The sequence below is a fragment of the Gracilimonas sp. genome (genome assembly GCF_040218225.1).
Classification (GTDB): Bacteria; Bacteroidota; Rhodothermia; order Balneolales; family Balneolaceae; genus Gracilimonas.
Map to the genome: position 1 here is coordinate 338,424 of NZ_JAVJQO010000008.1, position 25,259 is coordinate 363,682.

Here is a 25,259-nt window from a genome sequence, read left to right on the forward strand (position 1 = left end):
CCTCAGTTTTTTTAAAGAGAAACGCCTCTTTTCCATGGTATGAAATCATATTGTTCGAGATCCATAGATTTAGCAGTTTTTTTACCACTTGCAATCTCGATAATATAGTCCAGTATCTCAGCTCCCATCTGTTCAATGGTTTTTTCACCCTTTATAACCGGGCCTGTATCAATATCTATGATATCCGGCATTTTTTTGGCTAAAGCTGAGTTAGAAGATAATTTCAATACAGGAGCAATAGGATTTCCGGTTGGTGTTCCAAGCCCGGTTGTAAACAAGATTACATTGGCGCCAGAACCAGCGAGTCCGGTAGTAGACTCAACATCATTTCCAGGTGTACAAAGCAGGTTTAAACCCGGTTTATGAGCGTATTCGGTATAATCAAGTACATCCTGAATCCTGGATGTTCCGCCTTTTTTAGCCGCTCCGGCCGATTTCATGGCATCCGTTATTAAACCATCTTTAATGTTGCCTGGAGAAGGGTTCATATCAAAACCCGAGCCGGCATCTATTGCAGATTGCTCAAATCTTCTCATAATGTCGACGAACTTTTCCGCCATCTCGTCGGTCTCCATTCGGTTTATGAGCTCTTGCTCAACGCCACATAGTTCAGGAAATTCAGATAAAATAGCCTTACCTCCCAGCGCTACAATTAAATCACTGGTGTATCCAATGGCTGGGTTTGCGGAAATTCCAGAGAATCCATCGGAACCACCACATTCCAAACCTATGGTGAGTTTACTTAATGGAGCCGGCTTCCGTGTTTGTTTATTGACTTCCACCAGTTCCATAAAGGTTTTCGTAATTGAATTCTTTATGAGCTTTTCTTCGGTTCCGGTAGCCTGTTGGTCTAGTATAACAACAGGTTTTTTCAGATCAGGATTAATTGATTTCAAGGCATCCCTGAACATGGTAATTTGAGCGTTCTGGCATCCCAGACTCAATACTGTAGCACCAGCTACATTTGGATTGTTTATATATCCGGATAACAGTCTGCACAAAGTTTCTGAATCTTGGCGTATTCCTCCACAGCCTCCCTGATGAGTTAAAAACCTGATTCCATCGATATTCTCGAATACTCTTTTTTGAGGAGTTGGCTTTGGCTGCTCCGGTTCAATATCAATATCCAGGCCGTTTCCACTACCATTAAGCTGATTATTCTCATAGCGATCCACCAGCTTGCTAACCATGCTTACGTATGGATCAGGTTTTTCAAAGCCGAGTGCTTTATTAAATGCTTTTTTTATGGTTTCAATATTTCGGTTCTCACAAAAAACCAATGGGAAAACCAGCCAGTAGTTAGCCGTACCAACCTGACCATCTTCCCTGTGGTAGCCGTCAAAGGTCACATCCTCCCATTTAGAAACATCGGGTTTATCCCACGAAATTTGTTTCCGGTTTTCGATACTAAAATCATCTGATGTATGAGATACATTTTCAGTAGTAATAGCCTCGCCTTTTTTAATAGCATACTTTGCCCGACCTACAGTTACATTATACATATGCATCTGGTCTTCGGGCTCAAAATCCTTCAAAGCAAATTTATGCTTGGCTTTGATAAAGTCTTTAACTGTTACCTCTTCCCCATTTACAGAGACTATCATTCCTTTTGGAATATCAGAAAGGGCAACAGCCAGATCGTCATTTTCATGAATGGTTATTGCTTCAATCATAATTAAATTTGTTGTATTGCTTTAGGCATTCCATGCTTCTGGATGTTTTTAAAGTACTCGAGGACCAATTCTTTCATTCCTTCAACTTTTGTAAGGTCCTGATCCCACATTTCGATATTACTCAAAGCATCATCAACCAGCTCTTCAGGAGACGCTGATTTTCTTTTAAAAAAGAATTCCAGGTTTTGCTCATCATCATTTAGCTCGCTCGTCCGTTTCTGATAAAGCTCAATCAGGCAAGCAAGAGCAAATACCAGTCTCTTTGGAAGTTCTCCTTTCAGCTTCAGGTAATCCAACACTGTTGGAAGGACCCTTACTTTATACTTGGAAACGGAGTTCAGTGAAATATCCATCAATTCATGCCGTATAAAAGGATTTTTAAACCGGGAAATGATTTCTTCTGCAAACTCTTTAGGGTCTTCACCGGGAATTTTTATGGTAGGTACGATTTCATCAAATATTATCCTGTTCATCATCTCACCAACCACCTCATCTTCGATGGCTTCTTTTACGGTTTCTAGTCCGCTTAGCAAACCAATCTGAACCATCGAAGTATGGGCGCCATTCAGGATTCTGACCTTCTGGGTTCTAAATGGTGTGATGTCTTCAACAAACTTCACATTTAAACCGGCTGCTTGTGCTGGGAAAAGCTTTTTTACTTTATCCGGAGCCTGAACTACAAAAAGGTGAAAAGCCTCCGACTTTACCACCAGATTATCATCATAGCCAATACGTTCTTTTATGGACTCTATTTCTTCTTTTGGGTAACCAGGGACGATTCTATCGACCAACGTATTCGCAAACGAGCAGTTTTGATCAATCCAGTTCTTAAATTCGTCGCCCAGATTCCAAACATCAACATATTTGAGAATGCATTCCTTGAGCTTGTCACCATTTTTTTCAATTAACTCGCAAGGTATTATTGCGAGACCTTTTTCGGGATCTCCGTTAAAATGATCATAGCGGCGTTTCAGAAGCTGAGTTAATTTACCGGGAAAAGTTTCAGCAAGGTCTCCATTTTGAGGGATGTCGCTGGCATCAAACTCAATTCCCGCCTCGGTTGTATTCGAAACTACCAGCTCTACTCCTTCTTCCTCAGCTAGGCCAAAATAAGTATCAAGTTCTTCAAAGGGATTTATAGCCGACGATACACATTCAATCTTTCTGACTTCATCAATTGTTTTTCCATTTTCAATGCCCTGTCGTAAATGATGATATAAACCATCCTGTTCTTTCAGATAGCTAACCATTCCTCTTTCGATCGGTTGCACGATAGCTACACTACCATTGAAATGATTTTTTTCGTTCAGGATGTCGATCATCCAGTTTATAAAAGCCCGTAGAAAATTACCCTCACCAAACTGTATTACTTTTAAAGGATTTCCGTGATCCTTTTGATCTCTTTTTAATCTATTCATGATCTATAATTATATGATAGCCGAACAATGTATTGACGATATGCGGCTTCTGAAAAATCTGCGAAATCAACAAAATGAAATACGAGAAATACTGTACTCATATTTATGGGTGGTCAAGTTTTTTGCTGGATTACAAATTTTAAGTTACCGATTAAGTAAGCCCAAAGTAAAGATTTGAAAATGAAAAATCATCTTAATTTATTTGTCGGTAAACCAAGAAGTAGCCTTTAAAGCAATATAGGGAGGTGCTTAAACTACAACTGCTAAGAAATGCGATAGATTGAGCGAGTGAATTATCATTATATATTATAAATGACGGGCATTTTCCCTTTCCATTTTTCCCAAAGATCAGAATCTAAAACCAGCTCAGACATAAAATCAGCAACATTGACGCGACTGGTTTTTCCAGCATCAAAAATAGGATTTCTTATTGGCGAGGCATAGATCTTATAGTCACTGACTTGCTCTTCATCAATCAGGCCATCGGGACGTACTACCACCCACTCCAGCTTATGGTTATCCTGACCAATCTGGACTCGAAGGAAATCTGCTGCCTGTTCATTATCCACATGAGGTGGCAGAATGAGCCGCAATAAGGCAACAACCAGTCTTTGAGAAAACGGTGGCTTTTCCGGTATATCCCGATTGCTGTTGCCGGTGGTGTTCATCAAAACCATTTTGATCGGGTGATCTGTCTGAACCAGCTCCACAGCTCTGGCCACTTTAGCAACCGCATCGGTCACTAACCGACGGGGATGTCCATATATACCCTTGAAGCTTATATTATGGCCCAGGCACGAAAATACAGAAGTGCACCCGGCAAGTAATTTCGCTAACTCCTGATCCGGTATGGTTGATATTTCCGCTTCCACAATATCTAATTGCCCATTGGAATCTATGATATTAGCGAGAGATCCCGCATTCCGGACTAAAGCGATTACCTGTACCCCTTTGTCCAGCAACAATTTCACCAATAACCGACCGGTGGCCCCGCTGGCGCCTAAGACTAATGCTTTACTCATGTATTCCTTTTGTGTGATAGAAACGGCTGCCTACGCAGGAACCTCGAAAAGGTTTAATTACCTCCGCCACTACTATTAATCATCAACATGATATTCACAGCTTACCGATGGATTAAACGGCATAAAGAGTCCGTGCTCATTTTCTTTATACAGCCACATATGGAGGTCATAATGAGGTTCAAACTTATGGGCTTCATCGGGTTCAGTTTCGGGATTGTCGACCATAGAAAAATAGTCGATACCCATAAAGTCAGGACGAGCTTCATTACCTGCATCATGCCATCCTTTCTGGAAAACCAGGTTCTCAATGGCTACTAACTTCATAGAGCCGTCCTCCATAGGTTCATAGATCAAAATAGCCGGATTGTTGAAGTCCGTATGAAGGCCATTTCCATCGACACGTTCGGTTCCGGGCACAAGCCCCAGTAAATCAGGTCGAACGTAGTGAACCCCCATTGCTCCGGTAAATTCAGGCCATCCCATCATCGGGCCTGTGTCACAAATATTAAACGGATCTCTTACATATCCTTCTTTCAGCGCTACTTCCACATCCTGAAATCGTTTAGTAGCGTGATATACTTCTATAAGTTTTTCAGCCATTTCAGCATTCTTATCAAATGCATTCTGAATGACAGCTGCTACACTTTCATTTTCAATTGAGTTAATCGAATTCTGGGCCTTCACGAAATATGAACCCGGCATTAACAGGCAAAGAGTGGTGATTAAAACACCAGTAGTTTTATTGAGACGCATATTTATCCCCATTATATTTTTAGTTTCCCTTTAGAAAAGCATGTTAGAAGGGATTATTCCGAATCTTAATTAATTCAGGAAAGATTTACAAAAGCAAAGATGGGCTACATCAATTCCCTTCCTGCAAGGCTATATAGACACCAACGGGATCCCTGATTACGGCGTGTCCGGCCTCCGTCTCTTCCTTAACGATTTCACCGCCGCCATCACGAACATGACGAAGGCTCTCGCTGAAGTCACCGACCGGCAAACTAAGTATCCAGACGGAAGGAATACGCTCGTTGTCGTTATTCTTAGGACAGATTTCTGCCGCGGCAATACCATCCGGTCTCCGCATTTCAAATCCACCTTCTGTGTCGGCCGGGGTCGCTGACCAACCAACGACCTGCTCGTAGAATTCACACATCGACGAAACGTCTGAGACCACAAGTGAAAGCCAGGATATGCAACCGATACGGACGGAACGACTTGAACTGTCCGGATCGTCAGCAGCAGCGGGGACTACCCCGAATGCCGCTCCACAGGGGTCAACCAAAACGGCCCACTGACTCTGCCCGTCATCGCCTTTGGCATGAATCAGCTCCTGCCCTCCGAGTTCGAGTGTACGATCCGCACTGGCTGCTACATCGGAAACCTGTATGTGCGGCATCCATTGCAGTGGCAGGGCTTCGTATTCAGGTGAACGTGCCCCCAATCCTATCACCGGCGTGCCTTGGTTGTTGGTTAAATCGTCCTGCCACAGCGGAGTCGAACCGGTCGTCAGAACCTTTGAGTAGAAACGTAGTTCCCGCTCATGCTCCGGTACTGCTATATCTGCGCTTAGTACTCCCCCAACACCGTGTAAGAATGGATTTTGCATGACTACCTCATTTGGTTTAGAGTTGGCAAGGTTTAAAATTTGGGTGTAATGATCCGGTGTTTAAACGGCGCGCGGTTTCGGTTTTTTGAAAGTAAGAGAAATAAATAGTTAGCTGAAAGTTTTAAATGCGGAGCCACTACCCAAGTCCGACTTGAAACGCTTGTTATTGGTTGATTTTTAAGGTGTTATATTTAATCCTTAGGTAATTGTAATGGGATAGAAAACTGAAAGACTTCGAAAAACTTTCAAAATAAATTCTTAGCTATCCAAATAATGTAGCTGAAGCTCCACCTCTTTAATAGAGCCCATATCAGATTCATTTATTTCTGGAATATTTATGAATAAATTTTCCATAGCCCTACTACATGCTACATAAAATATCCTTCCATCATCTTCATCGTTCTCTAGATAAGAAGGTGCATCCAAAATATATTTTTTAAAATCACTTAAGGTCTCGAAGTGAACTAAAGTATTTTCAAACTCAGTTCCCTTTGCACTATGTATAGTTCTAACTTTATCATCAGACCTAGTATCAACCTTAACGTGAGGGAGTAAATCATTAACTGTATTATTCTCATAGAATGTTTTTGCATTCCCACTACGTAATCCACTACCAATGGTAATACCAAATTTATCTGATACTTCTGACCTTAAATCTGTGTAAAGATCATAAATGGTTTGCTGTCTTTGGTTTTCATCAAGATTAGTTAGTAACCCAATAGCAATGTCTCTAAGTTCTATTTTTAAAACGGAACCATCATTTACTCGTTTTAAATGTCTCACAATCTCTTTGACTGAATTAAGATAGTCATGCTTATCATGAAATTTTAAACCCTTAAAGATTGAATGAATAAAACTAGCCCTCTGGGCATTTGAATCGTTTAAATACATTTCATTCAAACGATCATCTGTAGAAGAACCTATCTGGCTTGATATCTGATAAACAGAAGTATTCTTTCTTGTTAATATGTACAAGTCTTTATCGTCATGATGTGCGCTAAACCAATCCATAGACTGCTTTGGTGTTCCTACTAATACAACAACAGGCCCTCCATTCTTCTCTTCATCTCCATAGTCCTGTTGAATATCACTCCTAAGCATATTAAGAAAGTCAATTATGTTAGTCGTTGACCTATGGTTTTGTCCTAACTTAAATGCAGAAATATCCCCATTTTTGAAAGTGATAAAATCATTCCTCTGAGCGCCCGTAAACCGATAAATTGATTGGGCTAAGTCCCCGACCACACCAATGACAGTGTGTTGCTCAGATATTTTATCCAAAATCCATGTTTGAAGTTGAGTAGTATCTTGGAATTCATCTACAAAGATATAGGGAAACTTATTTCTAATAAGTTTTATTACTGATGGGTACTTAGATAAAATTAAATAGGAAAAATAAAGAACGTCTTCGTGATGCATGATTCCATCAGACCAATATTTGGATTTATAAATCCAAAGCTCCCCGTTTGATTTGGGTATTCTGGCACCTCTTCTAGCTCTAACAATTAATTGGACTTTCCCATCGTCGTCAAATTCATAATCAAGGCTAGACAGCTCTACAACTACATTTGGTTTATTTTGAGACCATTGTAAATAATTATAATTACCACTTAATGTATTTATCCACCTCCTTAGACGGTCTCCATGAACTACGTGTTCTTCATGACCATCTAAATTCGAAACATCAAATAATTCCTCACCATTATCATCGTATTCAATCAGATAAGAGAAAGGCTTCACAATATTTCTATATAAAAAGCTATGTATCGTTGAAATATCAAAACGAGATTTGTCACAATCCAGCCTTCCTATAAGCTCCTCAGCAGCTACGTTAGTGTAAGTTATACAAGCAATTTGCCTAGTTCTTTCCAGCCTAGTTGACTTTTTTAGGACTCTTTCTAAGTGTTCTATGAGCCAAGAGGTTTTTCCAGCACCAGGCCCGGCATATACTTTAAAATTGGTTTCAAGAGTATTCAACTCAGAAACATCTGGTAATTCATTCAAATCTGGCATATCAATCTGCTATCTCATTAATTGCACCTTCTATATAATCAGGAATAATGAAATCTAGTTGTCCATCATCTTTATCGAGGTTTTCTCTCAGATTCTTCTCAAGATAAAAAGCGTGTTCTCCCTTAGCACTCTTGACAATCCTATTATAAATGGCGGCTATGAAAGCTTTATTCTTCTCATTTTCATCCCATGTACAATTATCAATTCCTGACAAAATTTTATCCTTATTAATATCATCAATCCCTCTCATCTCTTTGTATTTATCAATAATGTTGTCTGTTTCTTGGTCTAGAATACTTTGGAGTTCACTAAAATTTTCTGGGGTATGCGCACTATTTTGCGAAGGAAAAGAAGTTGTTATGAGCAACTCAGATTTAGGATTGATAATAGCCAACTCATATTCTAGGGTTTTGCCTTTACCTTCCTCTGGATGAAACAGGTTGATATTCTCATAATTTTCTGAGTAATCGGTCTTTAAATCATCAATATGAAATGATATAGCCTTTGTTTCTTCATCAGCCAAACTTTCCAAAGTAAACGGATAAGCTGATACCCAATTATTACCCTTCTTAATAGTTGGGTCAGCATCTGTTATACATACGATCTTTTTATTGATCGCATATGGCAAGTCATCATTGAAAGAAAAAATCTTCAGGAAGTGTTTAAATGATCTACTATCAACACTAATGATTGCCGTGTGGTTATCCGTTAGCTTATCTTCTTTTTCCAAGTATGCCGCAAAGCAAGGGATAAGTATTTTTTCGCTAATTCCTTCAACAAAAATAACTTTTTCAGCAAAAAGCATATTGGATTTTGTTGCATCTAAAAACCTCTGAACAAATATTTTGGAGCTTTTGCCCTCATTATTTTCTGAAAAGACTTTCCCGGGGTATCCAACTCTGTATTCCTCTTCAATATCTGTATACAAACAAATGATTGAATTAAGTTCTATAGCAGAAGTAATATGCGTAGAATGAGTTGTAACAAAGGCTTGTCTTGCCTGTTGATTAGTTTCAAGGTTGGTTTCTAAAAACTTCAAAAATTTTGCCTGTAAATTTGGATGTAAGTGTGCCTCAGGCTCTTCAATAGCTAGTATTGGAAATACTTTTGCATTATCCCCCATGAAAGCTGATGAAACTTCCATTTGCATCTTTGCAAGTATGAGAGCCATATACAGAAGATTGTTATAACCAAGTCCGTTATTGTTAATCGGAATTTTTAGTCCACTTTTTTCAACAACAAGACGTAAAGCGAATAATAAATCATGTTCAGAAGCATCAGCATCAAAATTAGGTACACCTCCTTTATCTGCTCCTGTATCTTTTGAATATTTTAGGATCTCATTTTTATCTATTCTACCTATGAGTTCTTCTAAGAGTATTTTGGACTTTTCTTTAAAATCATCTTCTCTTTGTTTTATCTCTTCTAATTGTTCATCGGATAATTCTTCCATTTCCTGTCCTTGAGTTATGTCATAGTCCAAAAAATAATTTAATACATCTCTTAGAATTGTATTATTTCCAAAGAACATTTCCCTCTCTGCATCACGGATAGCTGTAAGAAATTGATAATCAAATCTATCTAAATTTTCATTTGAGGCTTTCTCTTTTTTAGCTGGGTTACCGCCATAAATTCTTGAAACATATTTTGAGAGAAATTTCTTATTTATAATTTGGAAACAGGCTTGAGCATCATACTGTCCATCGTCCTTCTTGCCTCCTTCTATTAAGTCAAGATACTCTTCATGATGTTTTACCGGAAGCTCAAAAATATAAGTGAGTTTTGCTCTGTAATTAGGAGGGTTTTCAACTAACCAATCATAAATGACATTTTGGTCGTCAGGCTCATCTTTATGCGGACAAATTAAAACCGAAATCTGTATGGATGGTGGCGAACTAAAGTCACTGATATTCTTACTAAAATCATCAATACTTGGCTTGTTATTGCCTGTTCTATCGAAAATAAACTGTAATGCTCTTAGAAGATTAGTTTTCCCAGAATTATTATGCCCTATAATTACATTTACCCCTGGATTAAATAGAACCGTTTCACTTTGAAAATTCCGAAAGTTTGTTAATGATATCTCTGATATATACATTTTCTCCCTAATTTGTAGTTGGTTGTAAGTCCAATTCTATTATCCAAATTTACCAATAATGTACCAGCACATAACAGGTGAGAAATATGAGTCAATAAATATTGATAATTTCTAAACAAGCAATTTTGGAAATCGGAGCTTCGTCCTCGTCCAAGTTGATGCGATTGTTAGTGGGCTGTTTTGTAATTAGTGTCTACGAATTTTATAAGATCTATATCATAAAAGTAAAGGTTCTGAAGTTTAGGAAGATCAATTTGATAATCTTGTTGACTGTATTTTTTAACCTTTTCTCGTATTTCCATCAATAATCTTCCTTGAGCATTTACTCCTATAAATTGATCATCCTTACTTGAAGCACCCCATATTTTATCTTTATTGGAATACTCAACTATGTTTTTGTCTTTTGTTGAAATTAAAACAGTTGAAAATTTATGATAGTTTTGTATTAGCTTAAGTTCGATACAGAGCTTCATCACTTTAAAACGTATTCTATTCCAGTCTTGTCTTGTATCATTTTGGTGTTTCCTTGAAATTTTTTTAGCAAATATTGGGCTTTTCATGGATACAATTTTTTCCTGTATCTCTACTCTATTAGGAAACTTTAGAGCTTGATATAAAGCTTCAGATGTCCTGACAGTGTAGGAGCCAACTCTTATCGGAAAACCACCAGCCATATTTGATAGTGATCCAAACTTATCTTTAGTACTTCTAAAAGAAATACTTTCTGTTTTGTCGTAATGTCTAAGATTCTTTTTATAATCCACGGTTTCCTACGGGAAATAAAGGTACCCATCCTTTGTTCTCCCACCAATATATGATAGGACAAGTATTTGAGATGTTCCTCCAAGTAAACGCATGACTTCCAGTTCCAAAAGTTTGATAACTTGGAGTTGTAATGCCTAAAGGTCTAATTGAAGGAGCAAGATTATCTGCTCTTTCTAATATTTCAAGTCCTTTATCTAAAACTATTTTTTCGTAACGAATTCTATTTTCTGGTGAACTAAAAAAAATCTCTTCTGAAGGTTGCTCATTGGCCCTGTAGGCAAACTTCCTATTATGTTCAGCATGTTCTAAAGAGTCTAAATAGTTATTCCATTTTTCGTTCTCTTGATCTTTTCTTGGATAAGCATGATTAAATGAAGGGTTTTTGTTGTAATTATTAATTCGAGGATTATTTTCTATTTCGTTACTGTAATGAATATCTAAACGATCGCTTATTTGATCATGAATATTTTTGTTTAGTATATATTTTGAGTTTCCACATCCCCATGAATGAAGAAAAAAGAAAAAACCAACTATCTTTATTTCCTCGTTAATAAAGTTCTCGACCCCATAATCATTTAGTTTCTCACTTATATTATTTCTGAACGTACCACCTGAAGCCAAAACATCATCAAAATATATCCAGTATTTAACACCATCTTTACCACATTCGTCAATATCTATTCCGATATCATTTTTTAAAAAGTCATCAACCTTATTGAGTATAATTGATTGGCTTTTGTAATTGGGTTGGCAATCCAAGAAAATAGATTCCCTTAAAAATTCTTGAATTGAATTGTATCCATAATGACTTGAGAGGTAACCTAATATGCTTTCAATCCCTTCATCAATATCAGATTGGGCTACATAAGAATTAGGTAGAATATGATTTAATTCTGTTAGTAAAAATTCTTGATCTTGGTCCTCAAATTGTTTTGCCCAGGTGATTACATGTTGGGCGTCGATCTGAATACCATCATCAGATCTGTAATCAGATATTTTACTAACAATATCATTTGCGATGTCAACCATTTGATCATTTTTGAATTTAAAAGCCCAATAACATAATATTATCCGAATAAGGACTTTGTTAGTAAGCCGTGGATAAAACCCAGAAATCACCCTTCAAAATCATTATTCGCTGTTGTATAGATATTATCCGTCTCATTAGTCGCATAAAGTTGTTGGACAATGTCTATTTCTAACTATCTACAATATAACATCTTAACCCTTTATTTCAACTGTGTTAATTCCCCAAAAAATTAGTAGCTGTAGGAATGCCTGAAGTTGTTAGGTTAAACACTGAGCTTAATTAAAGCAACCAGATTCCAGCCTTCACAGGAATGACTTTTTCCGGAAATGGTTTTTGGCTTAATGATGAGGTAAACAAAAAAGGCTCCCGAAGGAGCCTTTTTTCGTTGATCGTGTTTCGTTATTCGTTTAATCGGGATAATCTGTTATTCAATAACGAATAACGATTTCCCATTAACGAAAATTTATTCTTTTCCGGGGAGCATCATCTGCGTTGGGTTTGGGAATTCCCACTCGTAGGGAGCTGCTTTCACCTGCATTGGGTATAGCTGATCCAGCGTATCGCCGTCGTAAAGGCGGCCGTTTTTCATGACCCATTCAATAGAATTGGTGTTTCTGAGGTCATCCAGCGGGTTTGCATTCAGAATGATCAGGTCGGCCAGTTTGCCGGCTTCTATAGACCCTATATCACCGTCCAGGCCAATAGCGGTGGCACCGTCAATGGTGGCTACCTGAAGGGCGTCGTGGTTATTCATGCCTCCAGTGGCCATCGCCCACAGCTCCCAGTGGAAACCAAGTCCCTGCAACTGACCATGGCTTCCCACTCCGGAAAGTCCGCCTGCTTCTTTCAGGTCTTTCTGAAACTCTGCATGCTTCTGGAATACATGCTCATCGTCATGGAACCAGCCCGGACGACGGCGCGACTTGGAAGCCAGCTCTTCGTACGGAGTGAAGGTGCGCAGCTTCTCGTCAAAGAACGGATTCTCGCGGGAATAGAAATAATTTTCGGCCCACGGACCACCATAAGAAACCAATAAAGTGGGCGTAACCGCCATTTTCGCCTCAGCTGTTGTGGTGATTACATCTTTATAAATCGGATAGATAGGCAATGAATGCTCATGTCCCGGATACCCGTCAATAAGTTGCGTCATATTCAGTTTCCAGTCGAGGGCACCTTCGGTGGTTGGCATAATGCTCTGCTCTTTGGCTGCCATCAGAATCCATTGCCGCTGCTGTCGGTTTCCTGCCAAATACATCTTGATGGTTTTGGTGTTATAGTACTTGCTGTACTGTTTCATAACATCTTTGGCGTGCTCAAGGCTTTGAATGTTATATGCCCAGAATCCAAGTCCTGGACCTGTAGAATACACGCGCGGACCTTCCATCATTCCGGTTTCTACCATATCTGAGTATGTCAGAACATCTGTAGTAGCAGTTTGAGGATCACGGGTAGTAGTAACTCCATAAGCCAGATTAGCGGCATAGCCCCAGAAACGTTGTTTATGAATACCCCAGGAAGCCCAAAGGTGAGCATGAGTATCAACAAATCCCGGAACAATCGTTTTCCCGCTTAGGTCGCGGGTTTCTGCACCGCTTGGCGCTGTAAGATTAGTTCCCACTTCCACGATTCGGTTGTTCTCAATCAGAACATCGCCATTTTCAATCACCTCATCGCCATTCATAGTAATAATGCGGGCATTTTGGAGAAGAATAGTTCCTTCAGGAATATCTCTGGTAATGGATACCTCAATGCTGAGTTCTTCAGGCTTATACCCTTCGTCTTCCTTCTTCTCTTCCTTTTCTTCTTCAGGTTCTTCCTCATCTGCTTCTTCATCAGCATCACCAGAATCATCCCCATCGTCGGAGTCGTCGTCTTTCTTCATCTGCTCCTCCTCTTTCTTCTTCTCGGCTTCAGCTTTCTTAGCCGCTTCCACGCTGTCTTCGTAAGCTTCAGCAGCATTCAGATCATAAATAAAATGACCTTTACCAATCGACCAATGTACTTTACTCGCATCGTTCGACCAATGAGGAAACTGCCCGCCAATGGAGGTAAGCTTTTTGGAAGGAAAAGCCGCACTCGCTGCGCTCGCAACCGATATTCTCGGAGTATCACCACCTACTTTAGGCACTGTAACTACATAAATATCATTGTTGATAAGCGCCATAGCCTGATCTCCTTCGGGAGCCATTGTTACCATACTGGCATTAGAAGGCGGGTTATTTTCTTTAGCAGCCTCTTCCGGATGAAGCATCTCAGGAGACGCATAGTTCTCTCCCATAGAGTTAAAACCGGCTGTAGTGATTCCGGTAATACGAACATGCTCTTTCTCATCGGTTCCATCCCAGCGAACAGAAAGGAGCGTACCATTTCCACGGTTCAGGTAGATGCGATCATTTGATTTTACAAAGTGAGGATTAGATCGGCCATTGCTTTTAGCAATAAAGTTGCTCGAACCACCGTCTGCAGAAACCCAAACAAGGTCTTCGGTAGATCCAAATGCAAAAGGACCAGTGGAATGGTCATAGCTTCGGTTGTCTCCTTTAAGAGCAACAATTCGATTTTGTGATTTTGACCAAGCGGGTTCACTATATATTCCCGGATCGTTGGTAATCTTTTCAGCCCGGATTCTTCGTGCATTCGGGTTTACTTTATATAAAGCCCCGCCGTCTTCCATATCATAGGTAGCATAAACAATCCAGCTACCATCGGGCGACCATGTAGGCTGCGCTTCGATAAGGTCAGAATTGGTTATTCTTTTAGGCTCTCCATCCGGTAAATCCTGAATATAAAGTTTGTCGAGTACAGTGAATGCCAGCTGTTTTCCATTGGGAGAAGGCTCTGCATCACGAATTTGTGTAGCAATCATTTCTTTACTGTCATCCACAGGATATTTGAAGAAAACTTCAGGACCCATTTCGAGATCTGCATTTACTTCAAAAGGAATCTCTTTCGATTCCCCGCTTTCAATATTAATGCTATATATCTTTCCGCCATAAGAAGTTATAAGATTCTTATTATCTGGTGTAAAGGTCATTGCAGGTAATACACCCATTGTAGCAATAGACTCCTGATCATCTCTTTGAACCGGGTAAGCAAGCCATCTTTCATCACCTGTTTTCAGATCACGAATTACCAATCCGGTTTTATCTTCATACCTGGAACCATAAACCATCCACTTTCCGTCCGGGGATAAAGTTGGAGTGAAGGCCGAGCCATAGCGGGAAGTCACAGTCTGTCGCGAACCATCCTCACGATCATACCGTGCAATCTGATATTGTGGTAGCTGGGCATTGTAGTTCCATGCACCATTTCTTTGTGAGAAATACACATAACGCCCATCAGGAGAAATTGCAGGATCGATGATTTTAAGACCATTTGGTTCACCAATAAGCGCTGTTCCGCTTCCACCTTCTTTGTGAATCAGCCATAGCTTTGGAGTCAACCCTCCTTTTGACGCGATCACATATTCACCGTCAGGTGTCCAGTCAGCGTTGGTATAGCGCGTATTTCCACCTTTGGTGATCTGCGTGATTTCAGACGTATCAGCAACATCAACATAGTATAAATCCTCTTCACCGGAAGCATCCGAAGTAAAAAGAACATACTTACCATCGGGGCTGTATCGGGGGTGTGTATCAAAAGCCATTCCATCGGTAAGTTGTTCAGCCTCACCACCTGATGCAGGAATACGATATATATCCCCCATTAAATCAAAAACTATATGTTGACCGTCCGGGCTTATGTCAAGTGACATCCATGTGCCTTCGGTAGTATTGAATTCAATAATTCGCCCGGGTTTCATCGGGAGTTCGTTATCAGCTTTGGGGATCACTGTTGTATCCGCTTCAGTAGTGTCTTGCCGTACCTCGAAAATAGAAGCATGTACACTCTGAACCGTGAATAGCCCCAAAAAAAGGAAAAATGGGATCTTTGCCCATTTAGTGGTTGTAATCGTATTCATAGGTATAAGGGATTAATTGTAGTTAGAAATGCTTATCTACGGAATTAAAGCAAATAGTTGCTTCTTAACCCGTAAAATTTTGTTTTTGTACCAAACTGTTTTAAAACAGTAACAAAAAGCCAATAGAATTCCCAAACTCGCCATAGAGCTTCTTGCTCACTTCAGCATAGAAGATTCCAAAAATCTTGGAAGCAGCAATACCTATCTCCGCTTGTGTTTTAGATCCTGAGTACGGAAGCAATGGCTCCAGGCTGGAAGTCTGATCTATCACTCCCGCCGTTAAGACAGTGGAAATTTGTATCCCGCTTTTCTGAATAAATTTGATAGGTATGCTTCGGGTGAGTGAACTTCCAAATTTGTAGCGGACTTTAATTTGTGATATTCGATTTCCTAATGGTTCACGATAGTCTAATGTGCTAAAAGGCCGATACCTGACATAATCATCTGGAATATATCCGTTATATGTGAACAATCGCTGATTGGGCACTCCGCTGTTTGCAGCTCCGACAATAATATCTGTTTGAAAGAAATGAGATGAAAAAACAGGCCAATAAAATTTCAGAGCCAGTCGGTATCGATTGTAGTCAAAATCACTTTTCCACTCACTCATTCCCTTTTCAAGAACAGCATCGGCAAGCCAGCCAAACTCGCGGATATTATAATCCCGTAGAAATTGTGTTCTTAGGTACTGACGGGTATCATGGTGCAGATGAAGATATAAGCCATTAATATCCCCTGGCTCAGCAGGATAAACCGGATCGTTGTTTGCATATTTTTCAGGGCTAAGATCGTTACCAAAAATGCTGAAATTTCTTGTAGAAGTAAGTGAACGATGGGTTTCATTTATATACAAAAAGCGTAAAAAAGATTCCGTACCAAATCGAAAGCGCAATCCAGCCTCATATCCTTCACGCTCAAAAAAGTTATTACCCGAAGTACCTGTAGCCAATGCATACATCGTCTGGCGAGCCTCGAAAAAATCCAGCGGAGTTCGATTGTACTCATAATCCTGATATTGAGGCAATGTAAGTTTATGATAACTTCCTTCCGGAGCTACAAATGAATTCCCAAAGAAATGATATCCACTTAATTCATAGCTCCAGGATTGGTTGCCAAATCCGTACCCGCCTATAGCCCGGTATTCGTAGTCGGGGTGAACCGGAGTCCGGAGTCCAAGTCCAAGGTAGTTTCCTTCTACCCTGTTATAATGATAGATATCGCTAAAATTGGTCAGATAGAATCGCTCAAGTTGATAAGGCAGCCTGAAAAAGGTTCGCATAGCTGACATCCCTGCCTTTACCAGGGCCCGGTCTTCTTCATACTCTTTGGCTTCATCCAAGAGCCGGGTATTATCATTTTGATCCCGGTTAGAAAGCGTATCCCAATAAGTTTGCTTCCGTTTGTGGGCGTCCTGCAAAATATTGGTCGTATTTAATTCTATCTGCTGAGGATCTATACTTCGGGCATTAAGTTCATAATTATCCCAGGTCCATACATCATGATAGTAAATACGGTCTTTGGAGGTGATAAACTGCAGCATAGCCGAAAGCTCTGTTTCTTCCGGCAGCCAGAAATCTTCAACTTTTTTATAACTCTGCTGGTACCTCAGATCAGAAATTTTAAAGGTGCCGGAATTAGTTTCGGCATAGTCGTTAAGGGTTACATCTATGCCAAGTATGACCGACCGCTCTTCGTCGTACCAAACCTGACCTTCAAAAAGTGGACGGTTATCGGTTTTTGGTTCAAAGTATATCTCAATGGTCCCTTCCGGCCAGCTGCTGTCAGCTTCTTCATCATAAAGTTCATAAAACCGGCCGGCTTTATCTGAGATTGGGCCAACTACGGTCAAATCTTCTGAAAGGATACTCAGGATGACCTCATCAGAATTCAGGTTCAACGGAGCTCCCCCGGTAGAAAAGAAATCATATTCACTGAAGAAATTATCGCTGGCCCTGTTGGCTTCCAGTGTTTCGGAGTAACGTTCCGGCTCCGATATATATCGTATCTCTGATTTGCGTTCAGAGAAAGCAATGGGTTCTAATTCGTCTTGTTCAGCTTCTTCATAATTAAAGTCTTTGTCTACATTGCTGAGAATAGCCAACTTGTACACTTCAGCTTTGTAGGAGTTCAGATTCGAGTTCTGCTGATCACGCAGGCGGGCAAGTTCCTGAACCTTTCGTGCAACGCGATTGGCGCTTACCGTTACTTCCATAGATGCCAGGTCAGGTTTTAAATACACATCCTGTTTAATCTCTTTGCCGGCTTTAATATTAAACTGGATAACGGTATCGCGAAATGATATAAACCGATAGCGAATGCTGACTGTGCCGGTATCGAGTTGAATGGAATAGGAACCGTCGCTCGCCGTATAGGTTCCTTTGCTTGTTCCCTCTACTATAATATTGGCATATGGAAGGGTTTCCCGGGTTTCTGCATCATGCACAAAGCCGGATAAAGTCCCCTTTTGTGCAAAAACATTTAAACCCGCCATCAACAGTAAAACGAACACCATCAACCCAGAAAAACGGGACTCACAACTCATTATTTGTACCTGATTGCATACAAATTGAAATTTTTATTCGATCAAACAACAGCCGATTCTAATACGTGAATTGTTTTCTTTGTTGCATCTATTCTGGCACTCAAACCAACCGGCAGGGTGATATTTTCATCTTCATGACTGATCATAGCCCCATAAAAAGCCGGAATATCCAGTGGCTTGATGTGATCATCAAAAACCTGTTGTAACGTAAGGCTATTTTCTCCGGCATCGCAATCGGTGCATTTCCCAAAAACAAACCCTGAGATCTGATTTAGAATACCGGCCAGTTTAAGCTGGGTCAGCATCCGGTCGATTCGGTATACGCTTTCTCCAATATCTTCCAGGTACAAAACAGCGTTTTCAAAGGAAGGCAAATACTCAGAACCAATCATGGAGACCAATACCGAAAGGTTTCCTCCAAGTAGTTTTCCCTCAATGGTACCGGGATTTATAACAAAATTTCGGGTATCGGTTGGTGGAATTTCGAAGCTAGGAGTTTCCCCTTTCCAGATTATTTGTTTAAAAGCGTCCGTCGTAAACTTATTCCACTTCGACTTCCCTACTGGTCCGTGAAAAGTAATCAGATCACTTTTCTGAAACATGGCCATATGAAGCGAAGTGATGTCGCTGAAACCACAGAATGCTTTCGGGTTGTTTCGGAATACATCAAAATCCAAAAAGGGTAAAATACGGTTACACCCCCACCCTCCCCGAATACACATAATTCCGTCCACTTCGGGATCCCGGAACATATTCATTAAGTCATCCGCCCGCTGTTGGTCGGTACCAGCAAGATATCCTCTTTGGCTGCGTACATATTTTCCCAGCTTCAGTTTGAAGCCCAAACCCTGCAGGTTTGTAAGCATTTCATCAAAAACAGATGATTCATAAATAGGACTAGCCGGAGCCACCAGTCCTAAGGTATCGCCGGCTTTTAAGGCTTTGGGTTTAATTTTTTGGGTTGAACCGGGTGCAGCTTCTATTTCGGAATCTGAAATTCCTAATGCGGCTCCTGTTAAAGAAGCGAGTGCGGTTGTCTTGAGAAAGTCTTTTCGGGTAAATGCCATTCTGATAATATTTTATGAATGGCAGTAGTTAGCTATATAACTGCTCTTTTTCAATGACTTTTACGACTTCTTCGGGTACCTGATCAGAAATCGAACTTCCTCTGGCGATTTTTTTTCTGATCTCTGAAGAAGATATATCCAAAGGGGTATGATCTACGAAGTGAGTACGCTTTAGAATTTTGTCTTCAACTTCAGTATGGGTTTCGCCGGGTCTGCGTGCTACAATAAGTTCACACTCTTCCAAAATCTCCTCATAATATTTCCAGGTGTGAAAATAAGCCAGACTGTCTTCACCCATGCAATATAAATATGTTTGATTCGGATGCTTTTTCTTTAAATACCGAATGGTCTGAACACTATAGGAAGGCTTTGGCAGCTCATTCTCAATAGTTTTTATAGATAAGTTCTGAATACCAGAAAAAGCTTCTCTAAGCATCAACAAACGCATATCATAGTCGGTTTGATCCTGACTTTTATGGGGCGGATAAGGAGTTAAAAGTACCCAAAGTTCATCTATTAATTTCGATTCCAGAAAGGAGTGTGCAATAGACAGATGTCCGTTGTGCACCGGATCAAACGTACCCCCAAATAAACCAATACGGCGCGACATTAGCCTTGCCCTGAATCAGCAACTTCATCTTGGTTACTGTCTCTCTTTTGGACTTCGGCTAATTTCTGAACTGCTTCATCATGGTAGTTTTCAACTTCTTCCCGGAGTTTACTTTCAGGAAAAAGCTGAAGAAATTTTTCATAGTTCTCTATTGCTTTACTATATCGCTCTGCCTGCTTGTTGGCTACACTATTATCAGCATAATCAATATAAGTTTGAATCTGATCTACCAATGCGCGTTCAGCCCATTTAGACTCTGGATACTGATCAATGGTTTTATCCAGATAAATAGTAGCGGCTCTGTACTGTTCAGTCCGAACGTAAAAACGAGCAGCTTCATAGGACTTATGAGCCAGTTTTTCTCTTAATTCGTCGATTCGAGCTGCAGCTTCCTGAACTCTTTCATGGTCTGGATAGCGGTTATTGAATAAACGGAACCGGTCAATAGCTTTACGGGTTTGCGCCTGATCCAGCTTATATCTCGGGCTTAGCTTGTAAAAGCACATCGCTGATTTAAATTCAATCTCAGGGCGGCGCTCGTCTTGTGGAAAATAGCTCACATACCGGTCATATTCAGAGGCAGCCAGAAGGTATTGACGGTCTTTATAATAACTTTCGGCAAGATAATATTGGGCATCTTGGCCATACTCTGTTCCTCTTGCTACTCTGGTAACCGTATCAAAAGCATTTGCAGCCTCGCCATAGTCCCCTTCTTCATAAAACGCCATGGCTTTTTGATAAGCCACTTCAACAGAGTCTCCTCTTTTGATGAGACGGTCATTTTTACAAGCCGAAAACATGAATAAAAAAGCAAATACTACTAAAAGTTTACTGCGCATTGAATATGTTTTTTGTGATTTAGTGGTCACGGTTTCGTAAGAAGATAAGAAGTTTTTCAAGCTCTTGTTTGTATTCAGAAGATTCAAATTTATTGAGTAGGTGTAATGCCTTTTGGTAATGCTGATCTATTTCCTGAGCCACATCATCAAGAACACCTAAATTTGACATAATATCCAGCACTTCATCTACACGATCAGCTGCCGGATTTTCAGTGTCTAATGTATCTTTTATTAGTGTAGCCTGTTCATCATTTGCACGTTCTAACGCAAGTATGGTAAGATATGTTTTCTTTCCTTCAAAAATATCTCCGCCAGGACGTTTTCCAAATTTCTCAGGATCAGCTATCGCATCCAGCAGATCATCCTGTACCTGGAAGGCAATACCCATTTCATAGCCCAATTCAGCGAGCTCTTCCCTTTTCTGTGATGAAGCATGTGCTGAAATAGCTCCCATTTCGAGGGCTCCACTAAGCAACGCGGCCGTTTTACCTGCAATCATCTCAAGGTATTCATTATGATCGACATCTTTTCGATCAACGAACTCCATATCCAGTGCCTGGCCTTCACAAACGGTGATTACAGTCCGGGTAAAAACATCATGAATAGAAACATATTCTTCTTTTGAGTAAGAGTCATTATGTCCATAAAAATTAAGTTTCTGAAATGCATCAGCAAACATCACATCTCCGGATAGAATCGCGATGTTTTCATTCCATTTTTTGAATACGCTGGGTTCTCCACGTCGAGTATCGGCGCTATCCATAATGTCATCGTGTACGAGCGTAAAATTATGGAGAATCTCTATAGATAGTGCGGCAGGAAGTGCATCATCCAAATCCCCTCCGCAAAGCCCGTTCGCAAGTATAGTAAGCATGGGGCGAATCCGCTTCCCTCCAACCGATAAGGCATAACGGTATGGCTCATAAAGGGTTTTTGGGTGAACCGGGAAATCAAGGTCTTTTAAACCCCTTTCAATCTTTTCCAGTAATTTTTGCTGAAGGTTGTTGTTGCTCAATGCTCTTTTCGTAGATGAATAAACTGAATATAAGGAAATTACAGGACGATGTTAGTTTGAATCCGCCTGACAGCTCTACTTAATTTCCTCAACATGCGAACGATTTAAATCCCTCACGTTTGTGCATCCCAACAGGATTAAAATAGTTCTTAAGTCCTGTTTCCATTGATTAAAAAGCTTTTCCAATCCTTCATATCCTCCATTTTTTATCGCTTTTATCACAGGTTGTGCCGATGCTGAAAAATGAGCCCCCAGACACAGCGACCTGGCAATATCAAAGGAAGAACGAATGCCTCCAGAAGCAATGATTTCAAAACTGCGTTCCCATTCCAGTTTGCTTAGCTGTTGTATGCATTCAACAGTGGGAATACCCCACTCATCAAAATTATGGTTTGCACTATGATTAGACGATCTGAAATTCTCAACTTTTGCCCAGCTGGTGCCTCCGGCTCCTGCAACGTCAATTACTTCGATCCCAACATTTAATAATCTGCGAGCAGTATGTTCGGAAATTCCGGCTCCGGTTTCTTTCACAATAACCGGTAATTCGGTGTCTTTAACCAGCTGTTCTATGCCATCTAAAATCCCTTTAAAATTCCGATCTCCCTCAGGTTGCATAAGTTCTTGCAGTGGATTCAAATGAACAATTATGGCACTAGCCTTGATTGAATCTATCAGTTGGGTGATCTTCTTAGGTTTAAGTCCACCAATAAGTTGAGCTCCACCAATATTAGAACAAATAAAAGCATTTGGAGCCTTTTCCCTAACTACAGAAAAGGTATCTGTCAGGGATTGATCTTCCAGCATCGCACGCTGACTCCCAACTCCAAAAGGAAGATTCTCTGCCTCACAAAATTCAGCAATTATTGAATTCACAGGTCCGGCATCAGCATATCCTCCGGTCATCGAAGAAATGAATAGTGGGAAACTGAAAGTATGTCCCAAAAAATCTGCTGCAGTTGTTACTTCGTTGATATTAACTTCAGGTAATGCATTATGAATGAAGCGATAGCGTTCGAATCCTGCAGATAGATTATATTGGGTTCCGTCAGTAACGGTCAGCTCAACGTGGTCTTTTTTTCGGTCTCTGATGTCTGTCATGACGGAAATTCCACATTCCAAGCACCAAATTCCAATGCTTATTTATTGATTATCATCCCGGGGAGCTTCAAGACTATAAAAAAAATGAACACAGCTTTCGACGTGGCGATCTTCTTGGAATGCTTGGGTTCTTGAAATAGGGAGATTGCTTCGTCGAAATACTTATTAAATAGAATCTAAGATCTTTACTCCTCGCAATGACGTTTTTCTCTAGTAAGTCGTCATCCTGAACTTGATTCAGGATCTGTAGGGTATTTGCATGACGATCAGAAAATTCTATACCAGGTAACTTCCCGAGTTAATATGAAACGTCTGCCCCGTTGCGTGCTTCAGTTTTCCTGACGCCAGCAAATAACTGATTTCTGCTATTTGTTCGGGTGGAGCTATGGAATCTAAAGCTAAGTCCTTGGTGAGATAATCTTCTCCATACACTTCAATGCTACCCTGAGCCATATCAGTATTAACGAAGCCGGGAGCGACTGTGTAAGCGGTGATTCCATACTTTCCAAAGCTTCGAGCAATGCTTTTAGTCAGAGCGGTCATCCCTCCTTTACTGGCGGCGTAGCTGGCATACTCCTGCGTGTCTCCTCTTGTTCCCGCCCGGGATGAGATGTTGATAAGCCTCCCTTCCATTCCGGTTTTTTTCCAGGCATTCAGTGCCCACTTGGAAATGAGAGCAGCTGAACGGAGATTAACCTGAAGCGTCAGATCCCAGTTGGCCAGCCAATCTTCATCAGAGATATCAAAATCAGCTTCGGCAAACATTCCTGCATTGTTGATAAGCACTTCGGGGATTTCTTCTTCATGAAATACCGCCTTCAGCTTCTCTACTTCTTCCAGCTTTGATAAATCACAGGCAATGTGGCTATAGCGTTGGTTATTGGGAAATGGTGTATTGGTTGAACGGGATGTACCAATAACCAAATTGCCATTTTCCAATAACTTTTCTGCAATGGACTTTCCAATTCCGCGGGAGGTGCCGGTGATTAAGACTTTCATATTATCCTCTCCAAACAGGCACGTTCGAGCAGGCTTCCCCGTACATAATCTTTTTAGCTCTTTTCATTAACTTATTGGTAGCCAGCATGTAAATGGAATCAGGTACATGTACTTTACCGCATCCTTTCAGCAATACAAACTTGTCTTCGTATTGATCCCAATCATAACTGTCTAACTCTCTTTGATAGAGCTGGTGTTGAAAAACTTCCTTCCTCCCCTTGAATATTTCCTTGGCAAATTCTGAAGCATAGGAGGTAATCAACATCCAGGCCCAGGGAGCTATGATGGCGTCGGTGCTGCAAAAAACAGTCAGGTATTTACCCTCATATCGCGACCAGTCGAACTCTTTAATCTGCTCCCGGAAGTCTTTTTCCTTCAGCATCAATTCCTGAAACAAGAACTGTTTAATATCCAGCTCTTCGATAGGCGTATCGTCGTGGAATTTCTGTAAATCCAGCGTAACCAGCTTGGTGTTCTGCTGAACCCGATTTACAATTTCATTTTCTCCCATAAGAAGATCATTTTTGTTGCCAAAAAGCACGAAAACTCAAAATTTTAGTGCTTTCGTGATTTAGTGACAAAAATTATATAGAAAAAGATTCTCCGCAGGAGCAGGTTCGCGAAGCATTAGGATTCTTAAAATGGAACCCCTGCCCGTTCAGTCCTTCGGTATAATCCAGTTCGGTTCCGGCCAAATAGAGAAAACTGCGCATGTCGACCAATACTTTGAGGCCGTCTACATCAAATATCTTATCGTTCTCTTTTGGTTGAACATCAGAATTGAATTCCAGATCATAGGTTAAACCAGAGCAACCACCGCTTACAACACCCACACGTAAATAGGCGTCGTTGGGTACATTCTGCTCTTTCCGGATTAAGTTAATCCGTTCGGTTGCTCGATCTGTAATGGAAAGCTCTTCCATAATGTTACTTCCTTCTGTTTAAACAGACACAACTTGAATTTCAGGGTCAATGCGCTTCACCATGCTCTCAATGGCATAAAGCGTACCGGTCGTAGCTGTTGGGCATGTTCCGCAAGCACCCTGATAGTGCACTTTCAGTCGGTTTGATTCGAGACCCAATACTTTGAGTCCGCCACCGTCTGCCAACAGATATGGTCGAACCTGCTCATCCAGCATGCGGTTAATTTCCTGCAACCTTGGATCATCAGATTCTTGTGCCTCTTTACTTACATGCACTTCAGAATCATCTTCATTGTGATCGGTAGCTTCAGCCTCACGAATTGGAGGAGCCAACTTGCGAAGCAGTTCAGACCAAACAGCTTTACCATCTTGCGTTACAGTCACGTATTTGTCTACATAGTAAACATTGATCACGTTATCGATTGCAAACAAAGCAGATGCAAGTTCATCGCCTTCAGCTTCGGCCGCATTCTCAAACGAACGGGTAGTTCCATTCGTCAGCGGTTCAGCCAATACAAAGCGCATGGCATCCGGATTTGGTGTGCGTTCTATTTCTTTAATTTTTGCCATC

Annotated in this window: 20 protein-coding genes; all 20 read right to left on the bottom strand. The window is 40.6% G+C overall.

Annotation, left to right across the window (positions count from 1 at the left end; genetic code table 11):
• Window positions 1–11: 11 nt before the first annotated feature.
• The 20 genes from RIB15_RS12810 to RIB15_RS12905 all read right to left on the bottom strand — a co-directional run bounded on the left by RIB15_RS12810 (window position 12) and on the right by RIB15_RS12905 (window position 25,258).
• Window positions 12–1,673: a UxaA family hydrolase gene (locus RIB15_RS12810; RefSeq protein ID WP_350202560.1), complete on the bottom strand. Its 1,662-nt coding sequence runs from the start codon at window positions 1,671–1,673 to the stop codon at window positions 12–14.
• A 2-nt stretch (window positions 1,674–1,675) separates the two neighbouring features.
• Window positions 1,676–3,091: a tagaturonate reductase gene (locus RIB15_RS12815; protein WP_350202561.1), complete on the bottom strand. Its 1,416-nt coding sequence runs from the start codon at window positions 3,089–3,091 to the stop codon at window positions 1,676–1,678.
• 299 nt (window positions 3,092–3,390) lie between these two features.
• The gene (locus RIB15_RS12820; protein WP_350202562.1) at window positions 3,391–4,113 is read right to left on the bottom strand and encodes an NAD(P)-dependent oxidoreductase; all 723 of its coding nucleotides are present in this window, start codon (window positions 4,111–4,113) and stop codon (window positions 3,391–3,393) included.
• A 75-nt stretch (window positions 4,114–4,188) separates the two neighbouring features.
• Complete coding sequence (locus RIB15_RS12825; protein ID WP_350202563.1) at window positions 4,189–4,866, bottom strand: hypothetical protein; 678 nt, start codon at window positions 4,864–4,866, stop codon at window positions 4,189–4,191.
• A 109-nt stretch (window positions 4,867–4,975) separates the two neighbouring features.
• Entirely contained in the window at window positions 4,976–5,725 is a 750-nt protein-coding gene (locus tag RIB15_RS12830; protein WP_350202564.1) for a VOC family protein, read from the bottom strand.
• A 258-nt stretch (window positions 5,726–5,983) separates the two neighbouring features.
• Window positions 5,984–7,738, bottom strand: coding sequence for a UvrD-helicase domain-containing protein (locus RIB15_RS12835; RefSeq protein ID WP_350202565.1), 1,755 nt, complete (start codon window positions 7,736–7,738; stop codon window positions 5,984–5,986).
• A gap of 1 nt (window position 7,739) precedes the next feature.
• The gene (locus tag RIB15_RS12840; RefSeq protein ID WP_350202566.1) at window positions 7,740–9,836 is read right to left on the bottom strand and encodes an ATP-dependent nuclease; all 2,097 of its coding nucleotides are present in this window, start codon (window positions 9,834–9,836) and stop codon (window positions 7,740–7,742) included.
• Between the two features lie 167 nt (window positions 9,837–10,003).
• Window positions 10,004–10,600, bottom strand: a complete 597-nt coding sequence (gene ybiA / locus RIB15_RS12845) for a riboflavin biosynthesis intermediates N-glycosidase (RefSeq protein WP_350202567.1) — start codon at window positions 10,598–10,600, stop codon at window positions 10,004–10,006.
• On the bottom strand, window positions 10,590–11,630 hold the full coding sequence (locus tag RIB15_RS12850; RefSeq protein WP_350202568.1) for a phosphoribosyltransferase-like anti-phage protein: 1,041 nt from the start codon (window positions 11,628–11,630) through the stop codon (window positions 10,590–10,592). Before RIB15_RS12850 ends, ybiA begins: the two co-directional genes overlap by 11 nt.
• 464 nt (window positions 11,631–12,094) lie before the next feature.
• Window positions 12,095–15,592 (bottom strand): amidohydrolase family protein, encoded by a 3,498-nt coding sequence (locus RIB15_RS12855; RefSeq protein WP_350202569.1) that lies wholly within the window; start codon window positions 15,590–15,592, stop codon window positions 12,095–12,097.
• A 100-nt stretch (window positions 15,593–15,692) separates the two neighbouring features.
• Window positions 15,693–18,134, bottom strand: a complete 2,442-nt coding sequence (locus RIB15_RS12860; protein WP_350202570.1) for a DUF5686 and carboxypeptidase-like regulatory domain-containing protein — start codon at window positions 18,132–18,134, stop codon at window positions 15,693–15,695.
• Between the two features lie 41 nt (window positions 18,135–18,175).
• Window positions 18,176–19,201 (bottom strand): S66 peptidase family protein, encoded by a 1,026-nt coding sequence (locus tag RIB15_RS12865; RefSeq protein WP_350202571.1) that lies wholly within the window; start codon window positions 19,199–19,201, stop codon window positions 18,176–18,178.
• A 28-nt stretch (window positions 19,202–19,229) separates the two neighbouring features.
• Complete coding sequence (nadD, locus tag RIB15_RS12870) at window positions 19,230–19,811, bottom strand: nicotinate (nicotinamide) nucleotide adenylyltransferase (protein WP_350202572.1); 582 nt, start codon at window positions 19,809–19,811, stop codon at window positions 19,230–19,232.
• On the bottom strand, window positions 19,811–20,650 hold the full coding sequence (locus tag RIB15_RS12875; RefSeq protein ID WP_350202573.1) for an outer membrane protein assembly factor BamD: 840 nt from the start codon (window positions 20,648–20,650) through the stop codon (window positions 19,811–19,813). The genes nadD and RIB15_RS12875 overlap by 1 nt, the downstream gene beginning before the upstream one ends.
• Before the next feature lie 19 nt (window positions 20,651–20,669).
• Complete coding sequence (locus RIB15_RS12880; RefSeq protein ID WP_350202574.1) at window positions 20,670–21,665, bottom strand: polyprenyl synthetase family protein; 996 nt, start codon at window positions 21,663–21,665, stop codon at window positions 20,670–20,672.
• A gap of 75 nt (window positions 21,666–21,740) precedes the next feature.
• A complete protein-coding gene (gene fni / locus RIB15_RS12885) occupies window positions 21,741–22,766 on the bottom strand; it encodes a type 2 isopentenyl-diphosphate Delta-isomerase (protein WP_350202575.1) in 1,026 nt (341 codons plus the stop codon).
• Between the two features lie 276 nt (window positions 22,767–23,042).
• Window positions 23,043–23,765: an SDR family oxidoreductase gene (locus RIB15_RS12890; protein WP_350202576.1), complete on the bottom strand. Its 723-nt coding sequence runs from the start codon at window positions 23,763–23,765 to the stop codon at window positions 23,043–23,045.
• 1 nt (window position 23,766) lies between these two features.
• Window positions 23,767–24,276: a DUF2480 family protein gene (locus tag RIB15_RS12895; protein ID WP_350202577.1), complete on the bottom strand. Its 510-nt coding sequence runs from the start codon at window positions 24,274–24,276 to the stop codon at window positions 23,767–23,769.
• A 73-nt stretch (window positions 24,277–24,349) separates the two neighbouring features.
• A complete protein-coding gene (locus RIB15_RS12900) occupies window positions 24,350–24,688 on the bottom strand; it encodes a HesB/IscA family protein (RefSeq protein WP_350202578.1) in 339 nt (112 codons plus the stop codon).
• A gap of 18 nt (window positions 24,689–24,706) precedes the next feature.
• Window positions 24,707–25,258, bottom strand: coding sequence for a NifU family protein (locus RIB15_RS12905; protein WP_350202579.1), 552 nt, complete (start codon window positions 25,256–25,258; stop codon window positions 24,707–24,709).
• Window position 25,259 lies beyond the last annotated feature (1 nt).

Coding starts and splice junctions, on each gene's coding strand:
- RIB15_RS12810 (WP_350202560.1), bottom strand. CDS start 1,673: ATGATTGAAGCAATAACCATTCATGAAAATGACGATCTGGCTGTTGCC.
- RIB15_RS12815 (WP_350202561.1), bottom strand. CDS start 3,091: ATGAATAGATTAAAAAGAGATCAAAAGGATCACGGAAATCCTTTAAAA.
- RIB15_RS12820 (WP_350202562.1), bottom strand. CDS start 4,113: ATGAGTAAAGCATTAGTCTTAGGCGCCAGCGGGGCCACCGGTCGGTTA.
- RIB15_RS12825 (WP_350202563.1), bottom strand. CDS start 4,866: ATGCGTCTCAATAAAACTACTGGTGTTTTAATCACCACTCTTTGCCTG.
- RIB15_RS12830 (WP_350202564.1), bottom strand. CDS start 5,725: ATGCAAAATCCATTCTTACACGGTGTTGGGGGAGTACTAAGCGCAGAT.
- RIB15_RS12835 (WP_350202565.1), bottom strand. CDS start 7,738: ATGCCAGATTTGAATGAATTACCAGATGTTTCTGAGTTGAATACTCTT.
- RIB15_RS12840 (WP_350202566.1), bottom strand. CDS start 9,836: ATGTATATATCAGAGATATCATTAACAAACTTTCGGAATTTTCAAAGT.
- RIB15_RS12850 (WP_350202568.1), bottom strand. CDS start 11,630: ATGGTTGACATCGCAAATGATATTGTTAGTAAAATATCTGATTACAGA.
- RIB15_RS12855 (WP_350202569.1), bottom strand. CDS start 15,592: ATGAATACGATTACAACCACTAAATGGGCAAAGATCCCATTTTTCCTT.
- RIB15_RS12860 (WP_350202570.1), bottom strand. CDS start 18,134: ATGAGTTGTGAGTCCCGTTTTTCTGGGTTGATGGTGTTCGTTTTACTG.
- RIB15_RS12865 (WP_350202571.1), bottom strand. CDS start 19,201: ATGGCATTTACCCGAAAAGACTTTCTCAAGACAACCGCACTCGCTTCT.
- nadD (WP_350202572.1), bottom strand. CDS start 19,811: ATGTCGCGCCGTATTGGTTTATTTGGGGGTACGTTTGATCCGGTGCAC.
- RIB15_RS12875 (WP_350202573.1), bottom strand. CDS start 20,650: ATGCGCAGTAAACTTTTAGTAGTATTTGCTTTTTTATTCATGTTTTCG.
- fni (WP_350202575.1), bottom strand. CDS start 22,766: ATGACAGACATCAGAGACCGAAAAAAAGACCACGTTGAGCTGACCGTT.
- RIB15_RS12890 (WP_350202576.1), bottom strand. CDS start 23,765: ATGAAAGTCTTAATCACCGGCACCTCCCGCGGAATTGGAAAGTCCATT.
- RIB15_RS12895 (WP_350202577.1), bottom strand. CDS start 24,276: ATGGGAGAAAATGAAATTGTAAATCGGGTTCAGCAGAACACCAAGCTG.
- RIB15_RS12900 (WP_350202578.1), bottom strand. CDS start 24,688: ATGGAAGAGCTTTCCATTACAGATCGAGCAACCGAACGGATTAACTTA.
- RIB15_RS12905 (WP_350202579.1), bottom strand. CDS start 25,258: ATGGCAAAAATTAAAGAAATAGAACGCACACCAAATCCGGATGCCATG.